This is a genomic window from Luteibacter flocculans (assembly GCF_023612255.1).
GTDB classification, from domain to species: domain Bacteria; phylum Pseudomonadota; class Gammaproteobacteria; order Xanthomonadales; family Rhodanobacteraceae; genus Luteibacter; species Luteibacter flocculans.
This window is the reverse complement of sequence record NZ_CP063231.1, coordinates 572,455-591,377: the sequence shown is the minus strand read 5'-3', so window position 1 is coordinate 591,377 and position 18,923 is coordinate 572,455. Positions and strand designations below refer to the sequence as shown.

The window sequence follows — 18,923 nt, the reverse complement described above, 5'->3', positions numbered from 1 at the left end:
CATGATTCCGGCTTGGAGGCGGGTAGAACTCAGGGAAGCTGCTGCACGTCGTTCGTGTGGTCTTCCGACGACGACGGCAAATCCAGGTGGTGTGCAGGCCGCTGCTCGCTGAAACGGTTGGGCCGATGGATGTCGAGTCGCCCTGCCAGGTACTCGACCAGAGCTTCCAACGGAACGCCATAGGGCGTGGACACGTGAGGCGACTCGAAGATGTCAGCGATGGCGGCGGCATAGCGCGGATTGCCTGAGCCGAAGATGTAGATATCGCGGGCGGCGATGTCGTGCGGGAAATGTACCTCGGCGTAACGCCGATCGTAGGCGATCACGTCGGCATTGTCGGACAGCGAAGCCACCTCACGCCCCTCGGTCCAGACCGCGTAGTTATGGAACACCTGTCCCGCCTGCATCGGTGCGGCGCGGTCTACGAGCCGATGCCTGAAAGCCCTGTCGGCGGCCCGCATCGTTCCGTTGCCACGCGTGGAAGGCGTACTCAGGATGGACGGCACGCCGTTGAACGTGCCGAATACATCGTCGTTGCCGGACGCACCGAACCCGCCTTCACTGAGCAGTTGTTCGGGCGTGCGGATATCGTACCGATACACGATGGAATGATCCGTCGATACCCGGTATCTCCGCTCGTTGACCCTCAGAGATCCCGTCCGGAAGTCGTCCAGGCGGGTGCGCCGGGCCTCGATGCTCCGTCTCAGGATTTCATTGACCTGGACCGACCGTTCGTGCGAGTTCCTGGGCACGACCTGCACGAAATAGCCCTCGTCAGGCGGGGCCGCTGCTGCCTGTGCCGCCGGTTCGGACGGCGGAGCGCCCGCACCGTCATTCGGCGGCGGTACGTCGGCTCGAGGCACCTCAGCCTCCCCCGCCGGCAAGCGCGGCGATCCCACCGGACTCAGCGGATACCCGATACGACCGTTGACTTGCTGCAAAGGCGCGAGCCCGAACGGCTTTACATCCTGAGCCGCCATGAGGTCATCCGTCTGAGAACTCGGTCCGGCCTCCGGTCGGGCAGTCGAGTTACGGAAAGCACCACCCAGCGCAGCGGTCGTAACAAAGGTCATGATCCCTTGCGATCCTGCTTTCCTCTCCGCAAAGGTTCGGCCATGAGTTGTGCTATCAGCGCTCAGACCTAAATCGAGCAGGAGGGTGGAGGAGATGACGAACTCCCCCAAATACGGGACAAAACCCAGCGGCGCGAGCAGAATCTCGCCACGCTTCAGCATGGTTCGCCAAGCTTCCCACGAGGTACTGACGCTCATCTTCGCGTCCTTGCGCAGCCTTTTTTCGATTCGGTCACGCATGTCTTCGAACACGTCACCGGCGATCGACGCATTGCGGTTATCGATGAGCGTTTCGTCCGCATGCCACTGGCCTTTGGCAATCTTTTGCAGGCTCGTACGCACGCCCGACCAGAACAGACCGTCCTGTTGGTCATAAAGTGAAAAACGAGACAGAAGGTCATCGAATGCTGCGGGATCCTTCGCCTGCGCCACCACCCAGCGCCGAAGCTCCGCCTCATCGGAGAAGGCAACGAATGCCGGGTCGCGCCCAGGGATGTAAAGCACTTCGCTGTTGTCGCGACTGACGAAGCGCAGCAGATTGCTCGACGTATAGCCGTGGATATCGAACCGACGGACCTGGACGTACCGAGGCTTCCCGCCACGCAACTGCTGCATCGTGACCGGACCTTCCAGAGGAACGTTCGGCGCGCCGCCCGCCATGACCCGTTCGAACTGTTTCTGTGTCAACACGCCGGTAGCGCGCCCGTGTCGGGCCGCTTCGACAAAGCGATAGCGAGCCAGCGTCGCCCAGTTAGGACCGACGCGCTTCCAGTACGTATCAAAGTCATCCAGCAGCTTCTTGACATAGGGAAGTTCGGAGCGCGAGAGCTTTACCCCAAGCTTGTCGAGTATCTGGGAGAGACGGAAGTCCGGGTCGCGGGCGAAACCGCCGTTGGCGTGGAACACGCCGAATGCGCTGTCGAGCTGGCGGAAGTCCTGACGGGCTACATCGATGACGTTTCCCTTGGCGAAGAAGGTGTTCTGCATGTAACCGAACCCCGTACGGCTCCACAGGAACATGCCGACACGGGAGAAGTAATCCATCGCGCTTTGGCTGTGCATCATCTGATCGATAAAAGTGAACTGCGACGGGCTGGCTCCTCCCTGGTACAAGCGACCCAGCACATCCGCGGCTCCCGCGAAGAAGGTGTGTCGCGAATGCTCGGGAAACGCCTCCATCAGCGCATCGGTCAGTGTGACGATCTGATCGGGCTTGCCCTCCTTGCGCGTCTTCTCTGAGGCGAAATGAGCGACCACGTAATCGTCGCCATCAACGTTCAGGTGTGCCTTGATGAACGCTTTGGCCACCAGGCGCGGGTCGGGAACGGGCGCTTGATGCGCCTCGTTGACCATCGTCCAATAAGTGCGTGCGTCATCTGCCGTAGCAAAGAGTGGCGTGAAGGCACGCACCGCTACCGGCGTCTGTTCGGCCCGCGCCACCTTGTTCGTCGTCATGTCGCCCGCCCCGTCGATGGCCGGCACGGCAACCACCGAAAACGAGATCGCGCCAACCAAGGCCAGCGCCAACGCAGCAGCGAGCCGCGTGAAAGGGAGCGGATGGCTCATGAATACGTTCCTTGTCGTTGAAGCCGGGCAGTCGGCCGCCCGGTGTGTCTCGGGGCTTCGCAGCGAGGAAACCCTGCTCGAAGCCGAGCCACGATAGCAACGGCCTCGCAACCGGACTGTCCTATGTCGGCGTGATGCGTACTCGGTCACGTCGTGCCACCGTGAGCTACTTCGCCGATTCGATGCGTGGGTTTGCAGCGGCGGACCTGTTGGCTGATTTGGCTCGATGGATGTGGTGCCAACGTCAGAAACACGCTCGATCGAGAGCTTGCCGAATCCGCGTATCGACCGGGCGCTCCCATGGTCAGCCTTGACTGAAGTTCACCGCTGCTGCGCCGATACAGGTGCGGAGCGATAGATCACGTATGACCCGCACGCGCGATGACGAAGACGCGGGCGGTCGACCAGGGGAGGCCACGATGGCCAGGCTCATTCCGTCACGATCCACCTGCCTTCCGCGCATGACAGCGGGCGAGAAACGCGTTTCCGAGCGCCTTGAACAGAAGCTCGATGACGACTACCTGCTTTGGTACGACGTGCCGATCGGCCTCAAGTACAGCAAGCCCGACTTCGTCGTGTTCCATCCGCGGCGAGGCCTGCTGGTCCTTGAAGTGAAGGATTGGAAGCTGGAAACGATTCACGAGTCCAGCAAGGACTCCTTCACGCTATTGACTGACCGAGGCCTGGTGCATCAACGCAACCCTGTCGCACAGGCTCGGCTCTACGCGCTAGAAATTGGCGTGGTTCTGGAACGCGACCCCATGCTTCGGCACCCACCAGAGTCGTCCTACGCCGGCAAGCTGGTCTGTCCTTGGGCGTATGGCGTGGTACTCGCCAACATCACCCGCCGGCAGTTCGAAGATGCTGGACTGGGGGCGATCATTCCGTCCGCTCTCGTGATCTGCCAGGACGAATTCACGCCCTCCGTGGATGCAGAAGCGCTGCAGAAGCGTCTATGGGACATGTTTCCCTGGCAGTTCAGGCATGCGCTCACCCTTCCGCAGATCGACCGCGTGCGCTGGCATCTCTTTCCCGAAGTGCGCGTCGCACCAGGTGAAGGCCAGTTCGGCTTGTTCGATGGATCGGCAAAGAACGCCATCCATGTTCCAGACCTCATCAAAGTCATGGACATCCAGCAGGAACAATTGGCGCGCTCGCTCGGTAGCGGTCATCGCATCATTCATGGCGTGGCGGGCTCGGGCAAGACGATGATTCTCGGCTATCGCTGCGCGCATCTGGCGCAGGCGCTGACGCGTCCCATTCTGGTGCTCTGCTTTAACAAGACGCTGGCAGCGCGGTTGGAACAAATTCTTGGCGAGCGCGACCTGTCAGACAAGGTGCAGGTCTACAACTTCCACGCGTGGTGCTACGCGCAGATGGAGGCCTACCACCTCGACAAGCCCAAGGGCAAAGGCATGTGGGAGCGTTTTCCACAGGTGGTGATGGACGGCGTGGAGAAGGGACTGGTGCCACGCGGTCAGTACGGCGCCATCCTGATCGACGAAGGTCACGATTTCGCGCCCGATTGGTATCGCCTCGTCGCTCAAATGGTCGATCCCGAGACTAATGCGCTACTGGTCCTCTACGACGACACCCAGAACATCTATGGCAAAGCGGAACGTAGACGTTTTTCCTGGAAGAGCGTCGGCATCGATGCCGTCGGACACACCACCATCCTGAAACTCAATTACCGCAACACTCTGGAAATCCTCTCGGTCGCCAAGGCCTTCATCGAGGCGCAATCCGATCCAACGTCTGACAGCGATGATGGTCAGCCAACGATCGCACCGGAAAGCGCCGGCCGCCGCGGCCCCGTACCCGAACTGCTGCGCGCCGACGACCGCGCAGGCGAGGCGAACGTCATCGTGGCGCGCATTCGCGAGGAACAAGCCCACGGCCGTTCCCTGTCCGATATGGCGATCGTGGTACGTCGCGATGCCGATGCGCTGTATTTCCACGAAGCGCTATCCCGCGCCGGCATCGATGCACGCATCGCGCAAAAGAGCGGCAAGTCCAAACTCTTCCAGGGCGGACCTACCGTGAAAGTCGTCAGCATGCACAGCAGCAAGGGACTGGAATTCCCGCTGGTCTTCATTCCCCGCGTCGGCCAGATGCCCAGCGAAGGCGAAGACGCTCAGCTCGAAGCACGACTGCTTTATGTCGCCATGACGCGTGCGACCGAACACGTCATGGCGCTTTATGACGCGGAATCACTGCACGTGTCGTTGTTGGATCGGGCTATTGGGGAGATGCGTGCGGCGGGGTGACGCTGTGGCTGCGGATGTCGCCGTGCACAGTTATGCACGGCGACGGGCGGCAGTAGATCAGCGATGCCATCTCGAGGCGCCTCGCAGTTTGGAGTGTTTGTGCGGCCGCGGCTCACCCAGTCCTCCCGCTGCTTGTCGCCGGATCCGGGCCCCATTCTCGCCCGCCTTCCACTAAAATCCACGGAACCGTCAGGTACTTTCAGGGGAGCACCGCGTAAATGGATGTCGTCATCGAAGCTACCGTGTCGCTTAAGACGGGCTTCGCCTCTCACCAGAATGCCGTCCCTCTCCTGCGTGACCTCGCGGTCACTAATAACAGCACCGAGGCGTTCGCAGGTCTCACACTGCAACTCGTAGCTGACTTGCCATTCCTTGAGACGAAGACCTGGCGCCTGGATCATATCGGTCCCGGCGACACCGTCCGAATTGCCGATCGCGACGTGAAGTTATTTCCATCGTTCCTGCACGATGTCTCGGAAAGCGTTGTAGCCAGCGTCCAGATCAAGCTGAGCAACGGTGAGGCTGAGATCGCAACGGCAAACTTCCCTATCGAGTTGCTCCCGAAGAACCAATGGGGCGGTCTCAGCGCCATGTCGAACCTGCTAGCCGCGTTCGTCATGCCAAACGATCCAGCGGTCGACCGCATCCTAAAGGACGCATCGAACGTTCTGCGTCGCGCAGGTAAGAAGGATGCCATCGACGGGTATGAAGACCGTTCCCGCACCCGTAGCTGGGAGTTGGTTTCGGCTATCTGGTCGGCCGTATGTGGCCTCAAGCTGAGTTACGCCCTGCCCCCGGCTAGTTTCGAGGCCGTCGGCCAGAAAGTAAGGACGCCTTCTGGCGTCCTTTCGGGAGGCATAGCTACCTGCCTCGACACCGCATTGCTCTTCGCGGCAGCGATCGAGCAGGCTGGCATGAATCCCTTGGTAATCCTTACCAAGGGTCACGCGTTTGTAGGTGCGTGGCTGCAGCCCCAAGAATTCGCGAATGTGTTGACCGACGAGGCCGCGGCGGTCCGCAAGCGCGTTGAGCTAAAAGATATCGTCGTATTTGAGACGACGCTCGCCACGAATGCCCATGCGCCGGGTTTCAGCGTGGCCGTGGAGCATGCAACGAGGCAGATCACGGATGAAGACTTCATCATGGCGATGGATATCCAGCGCGCGCGCATGCAGCGCATTCGGCCTCTCGCCCTTGGCTCGGGCTTGCCTGCGCCGGAGCCGAGCGCCGATGTAGCCTCGACCTTCGAGGCCCTGGAGCAGGCACCGTCACTGCCCGGCTTCGACGTTGAGTCCACGGTGGTGCCCGATAGCCCTGCAGGGAAGTTGGAGCTGTGGCAACGAAAGCTATTAGATCTGACCACTCGCAATCGCTTACTGCATGTCCCTGAGAGCGCGAAAGCCATCCGGCTCATCTGCCCGAACCCGGCGGTTCTGGAGGATCGCCTGGCGGAAGGCAAGCGGATCCGCATCATTTCAATGCCTGACCTGGCGGCAGGAGGCCGCGACCCTTCCCTATATGAACAGCGAAGCAGGGAGAACCTCAGGGATGAATATGCGCGTAATGCGCTCGACCGATCGGAAGTGCTTGCCACGCTCGAAAAAGGAAAGCTCGAAGCTGCCCTCGTTGATATGTACCGCAAAGCACGCAGCGATCTCGACGAAGGCGGTGCAAATACCCTGTACCTCGCGCTCGGATTCCTGAAATGGAAGAAGGCAGCTGATGACCCCAAGACCTACTCAGCACCGCTCATCCTTGTCCCCGTCCGGTTAGAGCGTAAAAGCGCGCTATCTGGCGTCGTCATGACCATGCTCGACGAAGAGCCGCGCTTCAATCTGACACTCCTGGAACTGCTTCGCCACGATTTCGAACTGAACATTCCTGGGCTGGCAGGCGACTTACCCGCGGACGACAGCGGCATCGATGTCAACGGTATCTGGAACACCGTGCGTCACGCCGTGCGCGACATCCAAGGTTTCGAGGTAACGCCAGAGCTGGTTCTGGGCACATTCTCGTTCGCGAAGTACTTGATGTGGAAAGACCTCTCCGATCGCACCGATCACCTGCTCGAAAGCCCTCTGGTGAAACACCTGCTGGCGAAGCGTGAGGAAGGCGGCTCGTTTGAATCACCAGGCGACTTTCCGCAGCCCCACTCACTTGATCAACGAGTAAAGCCCAGCGACCTCTTCATTCCCCTACCTGCGGATTCATCGCAGGTTGCCGCTGTGGTCGCATCAGCATCTGGCCACAGCTTCGTTCTTGATGGGCCGCCCGGAACGGGCAAGTCGCAGACAATCGCCAACATGATTGCGCACAATTTGGCCTTAGGAAGGCGCGTGCTTTTCGTGGCGGAGAAAATGGCGGCGCTGGATGTTGTGAAGCGCCGCCTGGACGAGCGTGGTTTAGGCGAATTCTGTCTGGAGCTCCATTCGAACAAGGCCTCCAAAGCAGAGGTACTGAAACAGCTAGACCGCGCTTGGGATACCCGCGACCTTCTGTCAGATGACGAATGGCAAGGTGAAGCTGAAAAGCTCAAGCTGCTGCGCGACCGACTAAATGGGTTAGTCGCCGTCCTTCACCTTCGCCAGTCGAATGGCATGACCATTCATCAGGCCATCGGACGCGCCGTACGTGACGCTACCCCGGCAACCCCACGCGTGGCTTGGCCCTCGACCACTCGTCACTCCGCGGAGGAGCTAGCCCACCTTCGCTCGGTCGCTCGCCGACTCGATCTAAACCGGGCAGTTCTGGCAGAGTCCACAGGCCTTGCCTTGCTCAAGAACCGCGACTGGTCTAACGGGTGGCAGGAAGCCACGGTGTCCAGTGCGCGGACGTTAGCCACGGCCATCGATGCGTGCCGCGCGGATGCGCACAAGACAGTACAGGCCACCCGTCTGCCCATCATCGAGAGCGACCAGGGCGGGATCGGCCTGCTTATCGCCTTTACTCGCTTGCTGGCGGATGCCTACGGTGTAGACCTGCGGTTTGTCTTCGCCCCTACGTTCAATACGGTGCAAGCCAGCGCCACGAACGCTCTGGAACTGTTCAAGTCGTACAAAGCGACTGAGCAGTCGCTTTCTATTCGGTATGCCGAAGAAGCCGTCCGCAGGATCGATGTCGCGCGTGTCGGCAATGAATGGGGCGCGGCGGGCTCAAAGTTCTGGCTTCTGTCCACTCTCGCTAAGAAACGGGTTGCCAAGTCACTGGCACAGGCGGCATCGAGCCCGGTGCTCCCTGACATAGCCGCCGACCTGCCCAAGCTCGGCGAGCTTCAGCGAATCATCAAAGAAATAGACGCCGCCGATAGGGATCTCGCTACGCTACCCGGGTGGAATGGCCTATCTACCGACGTCTCGCGGCTGAAATCGGCCTTGGACCTCGGTTCAAACATCCGTGCCGCCCTTGTCGCACTAGCCAAGTCTCCCGAACATCTAGTCGAGCTGCGCAAGGCAGCGGGAACGCTGCTCGTAGATGGCAACGAGCTTCTAGGTGCCGACAGCGGCGTCGTAGGCTCAGCCTCTCACCTGAAGACGACCTTTGACCATTACACGAATGAACTTGCCTCCTTTGCTAAGCTCACCGGGGCGGATCTTGATCCCAATGCGGATCTGAACCAACTCTACGAGTCGTGCCAGTCAGTCATCCGCCAAGAGCGCCAACTAAAAGCATGGTGTGACTGGTGCCGCGTTCGGGACGAAGCCATCGAGCTTGGACTTCGGCCTATCGTGGATATCATACAAGCCGGCGCCCCTGTGGCGGATACGGCCGCCGACATGTTTGAAGCCTCCTACGCTCGCTGGTTTGCTAGCGTGTCGATCGATGCGGAGCCATTGCTGAGAGGTTTCGTGTCCGCCGAGCACGCAAACGAGATCAAGGCGTTCAAACGGCTCGACGAGGCTGTAGCAAAGCTGACGGTGCGTTACATCCGCACGAAGCTCAGTGGCAGCATTCCGGCGAAGAACGACGTTCCAAAGAGTAGTGGCTACGGAATCCTTAAGCACGAGTTGCAGAAGTCCAGGCGGCACAAGCCAGTGCGACAGCTTGCTGTCGAAATGGGCGATGCTATGGCAAAGCTCGCTCCTTGCATGCTCATGAGCCCCCTCTCCATTGCACAGTATCTACCGGCCAATCAGGCGGCATTTGATCTAGTGATCTTCGACGAAGCTTCACAGATCTCCCCGTGGGACGCGATTGGCTCCATTGCGCGCGGGAAGCAGGTGGTTATCGCTGGCGATCCGCGCCAAATGCCCCCGACCAGCTTCTTCAATCGCGCGACCACCGCCGATGAGGATGACACCTCCGAAGACCTGGAAAGTATCCTCGACGAGTGCCTCGGTGCCGGCGTGCCGAGTCACCGGTTGACATGGCATTACCGCAGCCGCCACGAAAGCCTCATCGCGTTCTCCAATCACCGGTACTACGACGGCGAGTTGATCACGTTCCCGGCTGCCGAGACACGCCCAAGCGCCGTCGAATGGCGTCGCGTCGAGGGCCTCTACGCCAAAGGCAAAGGCCGGAATAACCAGCGAGAAGCCGAGGCACTCGTGGCCGAGACGGTGAAGCGTCTGACGGACCCAGCCTTCATCGCGTCGGGTCAGACCATCGGCATCATCACGCTCAATAGCGACCAGCAAAAGCTGGTGAACGACCTACTCGATATTGCTCGCCAGAATCATCCTGACATCGAGCGATTCTTCCAACACGATCTGGCGGAGCCTGTCATCGTCAAGAACCTTGAGACGGTTCAGGGCGACGAACGCGACGTCATCATGTTGGGGATCGGCTACGGGCCGACCACGCCCGGCGCAAATGTCATGTCAATGAACTTCGGCCCACTGAATAAGGACGGCGGCTGGCGGCGACTAAACGTGGCAGTGACACGAGCCCGTCGCGAGATGCTCGTATTCACGTCGTTCGATCCCTCAATGATTGACCTGAACCGCACGTCCGCACGAGCAGTCGCGGACCTTAGGCATTTCATCGAATTCGCCCAGCGCGGGCCGCGCGCGCTGGCGGAGGCCGTGCGCGGATCGGTCGGAGGCTACGATTCGCCGTTCGAACGCCATGTGGCTGACGGCCTGCGCGCAAAGGGCTGGGATGTTATTCCACAGATCGGCGTCTCCCGGTTCCGCATCGATCTCGGCATCGTGCATCCAGACCGCCCTGGTGATTACCTGGTAGGCGTGGAGTGCGACGGGGCCACGTATCACAGCGCCGCTACGGCCCGGGACCGAGACAAGGTTCGCGGTGCGATTCTGGAAGGGTTGGGATGGAAGCTGCTCCGTGTATGGTCAACAGAGTGGTGGGTTGATAAGGAAGGAGCGCTTGATCGGCTCCACATGGGAATCGTGGAGATACTTGAAAGGTCGCGACTAGAGGCACCCGCCACCTTGGTCGCGATCTCAACGGCACCTACCCAAGCCCCTGCAGCGGATGCACGTAAGGACGATGCTCCGGCGCTCGTGACCAAGCGGCTCGAAGTCACTCCCGGCGGTGAACGCGCGAGCTACGTTATGACCGAGATTGGCGACCTCGCCGGGTCTATCAATCCGGAGCACTTCTATGCGCCCGAGTACGATACGACCCTCCGCCAACTCATCCATCGCGTTCTAGAGCACGAAGCGCCGATCCTCGACACACTCCTGGTACAGCGGATCGCGCGCATGCATGGTTTTCAGCGCGCGGGCCGACTTATCAGAGAGCGAGTGCTCGAACTGGCCGATGAACACCACCACATGGATGCCGACCCCATTGATGGATCGTTCGTGTGGATGAATGAGGCGGCGAAGGGCGACTGGCGCTTATATCGCGGACCGAGCGAAACCGGCGACGCACGATCGATCGAAGAAGTGCCTATGCAGGAGTTGCGTATTGCTGCCGGAGCGGTGAGCGGCAGTGACCGCGCTGTCGAACTAGCGCGGCTTTTTGGCGTCAAGCGATTAAGTGCATCGGCCAGGGCGCGGATTGACCACGCCCTGTCGCTAGGAGACAACTAGATTTGAACTTGCATGACCTGCCGTTGGGGCTTACCCAGAGCGGTACCGCCTCATGCTTGTTATGCAAAGCACCAGCTCGGCCGTAATCCGGATCAGTCGCCACCGCCGTGGTTCGGAGGTGGCGGTTCCTCGATGCCGGCGCCGCGCGCCTTTGCGTTGAGTAGCTCGGTGCCGGCACCGCTACGGCCCTTCGATGGCACTTTATGGGACCGGCATTCCCACTTTACGCGGCCTCGAATAACACCTTATGGGCACCACACAGCTGTTACGCGCCCACAGTGCTCAACGACATCACCCGCACTTCGAATACCCACAATTCAAACAAGTCTGGCAGCCATCCATCAGCACCAGCGCCTGGGTGTTGCACTTGGCGCAGAGCGTGGCGCCGGCGGGGAAGCCGGAGGCGTTGGTGTGGGAGTCGGTTGAGGCGTTTTCGGTGCTGGTGCTCGCCGCTGTAGCGGCTCCTACAGAAGAAGCCGCGGGCTTGGCGCTGGCCTTCTCGTACGCGGCACGCTTTTCCGCGATGAGCTGGCGGGTGGCGTCGCTCATTTCGGGGTCGTGGATCAGGCCGATCGACTTCATATGCTGTTCGATCACGCCGCCGATCTCGGCGACGATGCTGGGCATGTAGACGCCGCCCGCCTTGAAGTAGCCGCCGCGCGGATCGAACACGGCCTTGAGCTCTTCGACGATGAAGGTCACGTCGCCACCCTTGCGGAAGACGGCGGAGAGAATTCGGGTGAGCGCCACGATCCACTGGAAGTGGTCCATGTTCTTCGAGTTGATGAAGAGCTCGAAGGGGCGACGCTGCTCATGCGGGGTGCCGGCATTCAGCACGATGTCGTTGATCGTGACGTACAGCGCGTGCTCGAAGAGCGGCGACTTGATCTTGTACGTATTGCCGACGAGGGTTTCCGGACGCTCGAGGCTCTCGTGCATCTGGATGACTTCAGCCACCGGCGCGGTGTCTTTCACCGGTGCAGGGGCGGGGGCCGGGGCGGCCTTGTCCTCGGGCTTGACGACGTTATAGCCCTTGATCTTCTTTTCGATCTTGATCGCCATGACTCTCTACTCTTGCTGATCGGTGGCGGCGCGCCCGGAGGGATATCCGGCCCGGCGCGCACGCCGGGCCGGATATGGGTACTACTTACTTGCGGCGGCCACGGCCGGCGCTCTTACGCGCCGACGTGCGGCCGGTCTTGCTGGCAGTGGACCTCTTTACCGCCTTGGCGGCGGTTTTCTTACCGACGGCCTTGCGAGCCATCGTCTTGCCGGCGGCCTTGCGGACCGTCTTCTTCGTTGCACTGCGGCCCGCGCTCTTGCGGGCTGCCGACTTCGCGGCGCCGCGACCGACGGCCTTCTTCGCCGCCTTACGGGCCGGCGTGGCCTTCTTCGCGACGCGGCCAGCGGCCTTGCGTGCGGAGGTCTTCTTGGCCGCGCCCTTGCGAGCGACCGTCTTGCCGACGGCCTTGCGACCGGCCGACTTCTTCACGGTAGCCTTGCGGGCAACCTTCTTCGCGGCGACCTTGCGAGCCGGCGCCTTCTTGGCGCTGGCCTTCTTGGCAACCGACTTCTTCGTCGCCTTCTTGGCTGCAACCTTCTTGGCGGCTGCCTTCTTCACCGCCGCCTTCTTGGCCGGGGCTTTCTTGGCTGCTGCCTTCTTCACGGCGGACTTCTTCGCCGCAGCCTTCTTCACAGCCGTTTTCTTCGCAGCCGCCTTCTTGGCCGGTGCCTTCTTCGTTGCTGCCTTCTTGGCGGTAGCCTTCTTGGCGACGGCCTTCTTGGCCGGCGCACGCTTGGCAGCCTTCTTCGCCGACGGTGCGGCCGCAGCGGCCGTGGTCTCGGTCGACTCGGCAGAGCCGCTGCTCTGCGCGGCGGCCTTGCGCGGTGCCTTGGCACGCACCGGAGCGGCAGCGGGTTCGCTGGTCGCGCCGTTCACTTCGGTGTCGCTGGTCAGCGCGGGCGTCTCGTCGATCACCTTGCGGGCGACCGGCTTACGCTTCACGACCTTCTTCGCGACGACCGGTGCCGGCGACTCGACCGGGGCGATATCGCCTTCCGTCGTCGCCGAATGATCGGTGTCGTTGGTATCGTTCAAGGGCAGTTCGCCCTCGACGGTCTGATTTTCGATCGACATACGTGATTCCCTCTCCGCGGGGTCAGAACTTGCCGTAATAGCCTTCCTTCAAGGCATCGAAGAGGTTCGCGGCGGTGTGCATTTCACCGTCGTACTCGACCTCGTCGTTACCCTTCAGTTCGACAACGCTACCGTCTTCCAATTCGAAGCGATAGAGGGTGTTCTCGAGATCGGTTTCCTTGACCAGCACACCCTGGAACGCGGCCGGGTTGAAACGGAAGGTGGTGCAACCCTTCAGACCCTGTTTGTACGCGTAGAAATAGATGTCCTTGAAGTCTTCGTACGGATAGTCCGTCGGGACGTTCGCGGTCTTGGAGATGGAGGAGTCGATCCACTTCTGCGAAGCGGCCTGGATGTCGACGTGCTCTTTCGGGCTGATGTCGTCGGCGGAAACGAAGTAATCCGGCAGGCGGGTCTTCGGGTCCTCGGAGAACGGCATGGCATCGCCGTTGATGAGGGCGCGGTAGGCCAGCAGCTCGTAGCTGAAGACCTCGACCTTTTCCTTGGACTTCTTGCCTTCGCGGATCACGTTGCGCGAGTAGTGGTGAGCAAAGCTGGGCTCGATGCCGTTGGAGGCATTGTTGGCCAGGCTCAGCGAAATGGTGCCGGTGGGCGCGATCGACGAATGATGGGTGAAGCGCGCACCGGTCTGTGCCAGCGCATCGACCAGCTCGGGCGCCACCTCCGCCACGCGCTGCATGTAGCGCGAGTACTTGGCGTGCAGCATGCTGCCCTTGATCGTCTGACCGACCTTCCAGCCGTCCTTAACCATTTCCGGGCGCTTGCGCAGCATGTCGCCGGTCACGGTGTATTCGCGGGCGAGCACGGGGGCCGGGCCCTTTTCCTTGGCGAGTTCGAGGGCCACTTCCCAGCCAGCCACTGCCATTTCGCGCGACACCTCTTCGGTGAAGGCGACGGCTTCGGCAGCGCCGTAACGCATCTTGAGCATGGTGAGCGTGGAGCCCAGACCGAGGAAGCCCATGCCGTGACGACGCTTGGAGAGGATCTCCTCACGCTGCTGCGGCAACGGCAGGCCGTTGATTTCCACCACGTTGTCGAGCATGCGGGTGAACACGCGAACCACTTCGCGGTATTCGTCCCAGTCGAAACGGGCCTTCGGACCGAACGGGTCGCGCACGAAGGTGGTGAGGTTCACCGAGCCCAGCAGGCAGGAGCCGTACGGCGGCAGCGGCTGCTCGCCGCAGGGGTTGGTGGCGCGGATGTGCTCGCACCACCAGTTGTTGTTCATCTCGTTGACGCGATCGATGAGGATGAAACCGGGCTCGGCGTAGTCATACGTCGAGACCATGATCATGTCCCACAGATGCCGGGCACGGATGTGGCCGTAGATCTTGCAGGCCACCAGACCGTCGTCGCGGGTGACGTAGTTCTCGGTGGTGGGCCACTCGCGCCACACGACCTTGGTCGGGTCGGTGAGGTCGATCTCGCCCTGCTCCTTCACATGCACAGGGAACACGGTGGGCCATTCCTGATCCTGCTCCACGGCATCCATGAAGCCGTCGGTGATCAGCAGCGAGAGGTTGAACTGGCGCAGGCGACCATCCTCGCGCTTGGCGCGGATGAATTCCTTGGCGTCCGGGTGAGCGATGTCGAAGGTGCCCATCTGCGCACCGCGACGGCCACCGGCCGACGAGACGGTGAAGCACATCTTGTCGTAGATATCCATGAACGACAGTGGGCCCGAGGTGTGGGCGCCGGCGCCGGACACGTACGCGCCGCGCGGGCGCAGCGTCGAGAATTCGTAGCCGATGCCGCAGCCGGCCTTCAGCGTGAGACCCGCCTCGTGCACCTTCTCGAGGATGTCGTCCATCGAGTCGTGGATGGTGCCCGACACGGTGCAATTGATGGTCGAGGTGGCGGGCTTGTGCTCCAGCGCGCCAGCGTTGGAGGTGATGCGGCCAGCGGGGATCGCACCGCGGCGCAGCGCCCAGAGGAATCGCTCGAACCAGTGATGGCGCAGCTCCTCGGTGGTTTCCACGTCGGAGAGCGCGCGGGCCACGCGCTTGTAGGTCTCGTCCACCGAGCCGTCGACGGGGTCGCCGGACTTGGCCTTCAGACGATACTTCTTGTCCCAGATGTCATACGAGGCGGGCTGAAGCGGAATCGCCGCGGTCTCAAGCCCCATGGCTTGCGCACGTGCAGTGCTCATGAATGTGTCGTCCTCGATTCTCGACCTTTTGAGAGGCCGTTCTTATTGGCATGGGTCGGCGCAACCCGTCGACGCCTCCCCCCGGAGTCCTCGTCGACCATCCCTAGCGGTTCCACCGTCGGCCCGAAAAGCCTTTGCCGACGCTGGTTTGAAGCTTGTACCTGACGATCCGCAGCACCAGCACTTGGTAAATAGCGAACGACGAAACACAAGATGTTGTGGTTGCGGCCGGTGTGAACCATAAACCCGGAGGGGGGCGATGTAAAGTGTCGCGAACGGGCGTCGCAAGGATTGAAACCCGCGGGCCCGTGCCGTGGTCGAAGCGCCGATCGCGTGTCCCGAGCAACACCAGACAAGGAGCTTTTCAATGCGCGCCAGCAGTTACCGGCGAACCACTTTGCTGACCTTCGGCCTTGCCCTCGCCATGGGGCTGGCATCCCCTGCCTTCGCGGCGATTCCCCCGGCCATCGACGGCCAGCCGATGCCTTCCCTGGCGCCGATGCTGGCGAAGGTCACGCCCGCGGTGGTCAACATTTCCACGAAGACGCGGGTGCGCGCCCGCGATCCCTACTTCGACGATCCGTTGTTTCGCCAGCTGTTCGGAGACCGCGGCGTCCAGCGCGAGCGCGTGGAGCAGAGCCTCGGCTCGGGTGTGGTGATCGACGCGACCAAGGGCTATGTGCTGACCAACCATCACGTGGTGGGCGGCGCCGACGACATCACCGTGACCCTGCAAGACGGTCGCGACTTCAAGGCGAAGCTGGTCGGCAGCGATCCCGACACCGATGTGGCCGTGCTGCAGATTCCCGCCGAGCGCCTGCAGGCGCTGCCCATCGCGGATTCCTCGCAGTTGCGCGTGGGCGATTTCGTCGTGGCGGTGGGCGATCCCTTCGGCCTGGGCCAGACCGCCACCTCCGGCATGGTCTCCGCGCTGGGCCGCTCGGGCCTGGGCAAGGGCTACCAGAACTTCATCCAGACCGACGCGTCGATCAACCCCGGCAACTCCGGCGGCGCGCTGGTGAACCTGCGCGGCGAGCTGGTCGGCATCAACTCGATGATCTTCACGCCCTCGGGCGGCAACGTGGGCATCGGCTTCGCCATCCCGACCGACCTCGCCACCAGCGTGATGAAGCAGTTGCTGGCCTACGGTAAGGTCCGCCGCGGCAACCTCGGGGTGGAGGTGCAGGACATCACGCCGCGGATCGCGCAGGCATTGAACCTGAAGGACACCAACGGCGCGGTGGTCACGCGCGTGGACGACGGGTCGCCGGCCGACGGCGCAGGTTTGCAGACCGGTGACGTCGTGACGGCCGTTAACGGCAAGCCCGTGCGCGCGGCGCAGGACCTGCGCAATGCCGAGGGCCTGCTGCCTCTGGGCGCGAAGGCCACGCTCTCGGTGCGCCGTGGCGGCGCGACGCGCGACGTCGAGGCCACCGTGGAAGCACCGAAGATCGCCACCCTCGATGGCGCGAAGGTGGACCGCCGCCTGGCGGGCGTCACGCTCAACGACCTCACCCCCGAACAGAAGGCGCAAGGGCTGTACGGCGTGGCCTTGAGCGGTGTCCGGCGAGGGTCGGCGGCCGCTGCGGCCGGCCTGCAGGACGGCGACATCGTCATCGGCATCGCGCAGCAGCGCATCGCGGGTGTGAAGAGCCTGCCCACCACCGGTTCGCTGGGCGGTCGGCAATTGCTCCTCACGGTAGTGCGAGACGACGCCGTGTATTACGTGGTGCTGTGAAAGGTGGGAGCCAGCCTGCTGGCGATAAGCCAAGGCACGGGTAGGAGCCAGCCTGCTGGCGATAAGCCAACGAAGCGGTGTAGCGGTAAGGCAAGCTCCCATCGCCAGCAGGCTGGCTCCCACCGGAAAGCGGTCCTTACGGCAAGTGGTCCTCATCGGCGAGTGGTCCTCATCGGCGAGCGGTCCTCATCGGCAAGTGGTTCCCATCGGCGAGCGGTCCTCACCGGCAAGTAGTCCCTACCCGCAAGATTCCCTCGCCGCCATGGCGGCTCCTACAACGCAAAGGATGGCTCCCACAACGGCAAAGGATGGCGGCTCCACAACGGCAAAAGCCCGAGTCAAATGTGAAAAGAATCCCCTACAGGTTACGTTCCGTTTTCTGACGGCAGGATGCTGCAAGATGTCAATGCTGCGCCCGGGCCTGGGATGGCCCACAATTGCGGCCTAGCTCGCCTATCCAGTCCATCCCGAGGTTCCAGCCGTCCATGTCTCTTCGTTTCGCGCGACTGTTCACCGCCACGCTGATTGGCCTTAGCGCCACTGCCACCGTTCTCGCCGCCGGACCGCAACTCGTCTGGCGCGGCGACATCACCACCGCTCGCGGCGTCGTCACCGACGTGGCCAAGGCGTGGGAGAAAGCCGGTAAGGGCAAGATCGAACTGCAGCCGTTCAACACCGCCTCCGGCATCGACGCGGTCGCCAAGGGCAGCGCGGATCTCGCGGGTTCGGCCCGCCCGGGCATCGGTGGTGCCGAACAGTCGCTCACCTTCACGCCGGTGGCGTGGGACGCGCTGGTGATGGTCACCTACCCGTCCAACCCGGTGAGCAACATCACGATCAAACAGCTCCACGAGATCTACATGGGGCACATCACCAACTGGAAGGAACTCGGCGGCAACGATGCGCCGATCAATCTCTATGCGGTGGCGAGCCCGGGCGACGGCGTGGAATATAGCCTGCGCAAGCTGCTGTTCGGCCGCGGCAATCAGCCGGTCGCCGCGCCGCGCCTGTATGTGAACGTGGCGAAGCTGGAAGAAGGCGTCACCCTCGACAAGCAGGGTCTCGGCGCCACCACGCTTGCCGGCGTCTCGTCGAACAAGAAGGTGAAGATCCTTTCCATCGATGGCGTCGCGCCGTCGATGTCCACGGTCAGCAGCGGCACCTATCCGCTTTTCACCGAGCTTTATCTCGTCTCCAACGAGAGCAGCCCGAAGGCCGCCGAGATCAAGGAGTTCATCACCTTCCTCACGTCCAGCCAGGGCAGCTCGCTGCTGCGCTCGCATAGCCTCGTGCCGTATGCCGATGGCGCTTCGCTGGCGTCGAAGGATGCCGCGCGTCGTGCCGCGATCGCTTCCACCGTCGGTACGCGCGCCAACGTGGGCCAGGCGATGACCACGCCGACCGTGGCATCCGCCACGCCGACCCCGGCCGCGGTGGAGAAGGAAACCGCCGTTGCCAAGGCGCAGGTCGCCGGCAAGGGCGCCAAGGCGGCGAAGGAAGCCAAGGCATCGGTCGCCACCACGGCAGAGCCGTCGCAGTTCGCCAAGGTCGTGGCCAGCGTCACCACCACGGCGCACATGGGCTTTGCAGGCGTGCGCGTCGAGGCCTTCACCGCGTCGGACAACGCCAAGACTGGCGGTCGCTTCGCGAAGGTGCTTGCCGATGCGGTCACGGTGAAGGGTAAGGCCGTTGCCCGCCCGATCGCCGCCGCGCCTGCCGACGCCGTCGAGAAGTCGAAGGCCGTCGCGACGCCGAAGGTGGCCGAGGCCAAGCCGGCCGCCAAGGCCAGCAAGACCGTCGCCAAGGCTGCGGAGCGCAAGCCCGCCGCCTCGCGCACGTACAAGGTGGCGCAGGGCGACACGCTCTATTCGATCGCGAAGAAGAACGCCATCGACGTGAACCAGTTGCGCGCCATGAACGGCCTGAAGGACAACAACGTCCGTCTCGGCCAGGTGCTCAACGTCGGCGCTCGCTGA

8 protein-coding genes are annotated in these 18,923 nt (G+C 62.3%); 4 read left to right on the top strand and 4 right to left on the bottom strand.

Annotation, left to right across the window (positions count from 1 at the left end):
* Positions 1–29: 29 nt before the first annotated feature.
* A complete protein-coding gene (locus tag IM816_RS02540; protein WP_250339664.1) occupies positions 30–2,555 on the bottom strand; it encodes a dermonecrotic toxin domain-containing protein in 2,526 nt (841 codons plus the stop codon).
* 503 nt (positions 2,556–3,058) lie between these two features.
* On the opposite strand from IM816_RS02540, the gene IM816_RS02535 reads away from it, so the two are divergent.
* The gene (locus IM816_RS02535) at positions 3,059–4,906 is read left to right on the top strand and encodes a 3'-5' exonuclease (protein ID WP_250339663.1); all 1,848 of its coding nucleotides are present in this window, start codon (positions 3,059–3,061) and stop codon (positions 4,904–4,906) included.
* A 218-nt stretch (positions 4,907–5,124) separates the two neighbouring features.
* On the top strand, positions 5,125–10,902 hold the full coding sequence (proA, locus tag IM816_RS02530) for an anti-phage protein ProA (RefSeq protein WP_250339662.1): 5,778 nt from the start codon (positions 5,125–5,127) through the stop codon (positions 10,900–10,902).
* 291 nt (positions 10,903–11,193) lie between these two features.
* Here proA and IM816_RS02525 read toward each other — a convergent pair whose 3' ends face one another.
* The 3 genes from IM816_RS02525 to IM816_RS02515 all read right to left on the bottom strand — a co-directional run bounded on the left by IM816_RS02525 (position 11,194) and on the right by IM816_RS02515 (position 15,209).
* Positions 11,194–11,964: a TSCPD domain-containing protein gene (locus IM816_RS02525; protein WP_250339661.1), complete on the bottom strand. Its 771-nt coding sequence runs from the start codon at positions 11,962–11,964 to the stop codon at positions 11,194–11,196.
* Positions 11,965–12,049: 85 nt separating this feature from the next.
* The gene (locus IM816_RS02520) at positions 12,050–13,039 is read right to left on the bottom strand and encodes a histone H1-like repetitive region-containing protein (RefSeq protein WP_250339660.1); all 990 of its coding nucleotides are present in this window, start codon (positions 13,037–13,039) and stop codon (positions 12,050–12,052) included.
* 22 nt (positions 13,040–13,061) lie between these two features.
* Positions 13,062–15,209 carry an adenosylcobalamin-dependent ribonucleoside-diphosphate reductase gene (locus IM816_RS02515; RefSeq protein ID WP_250339659.1) on the bottom strand — a complete coding sequence of 716 codons (2,148 nt, stop codon included), beginning with the start codon at positions 15,207–15,209 and terminating at the stop codon, positions 13,062–13,064.
* A gap of 367 nt (positions 15,210–15,576) precedes the next feature.
* On the opposite strand from IM816_RS02515, the gene IM816_RS02510 reads away from it, so the two are divergent.
* On the top strand, positions 15,577–16,947 hold the full coding sequence (locus IM816_RS02510; protein ID WP_425602605.1) for a DegQ family serine endoprotease: 1,371 nt from the start codon (positions 15,577–15,579) through the stop codon (positions 16,945–16,947).
* 485 nt (positions 16,948–17,432) lie between these two features.
* Positions 17,433–18,923, top strand: coding sequence for a LysM peptidoglycan-binding domain-containing protein (locus tag IM816_RS02505; RefSeq protein ID WP_250339658.1), 1,491 nt, complete (start codon positions 17,433–17,435; stop codon positions 18,921–18,923).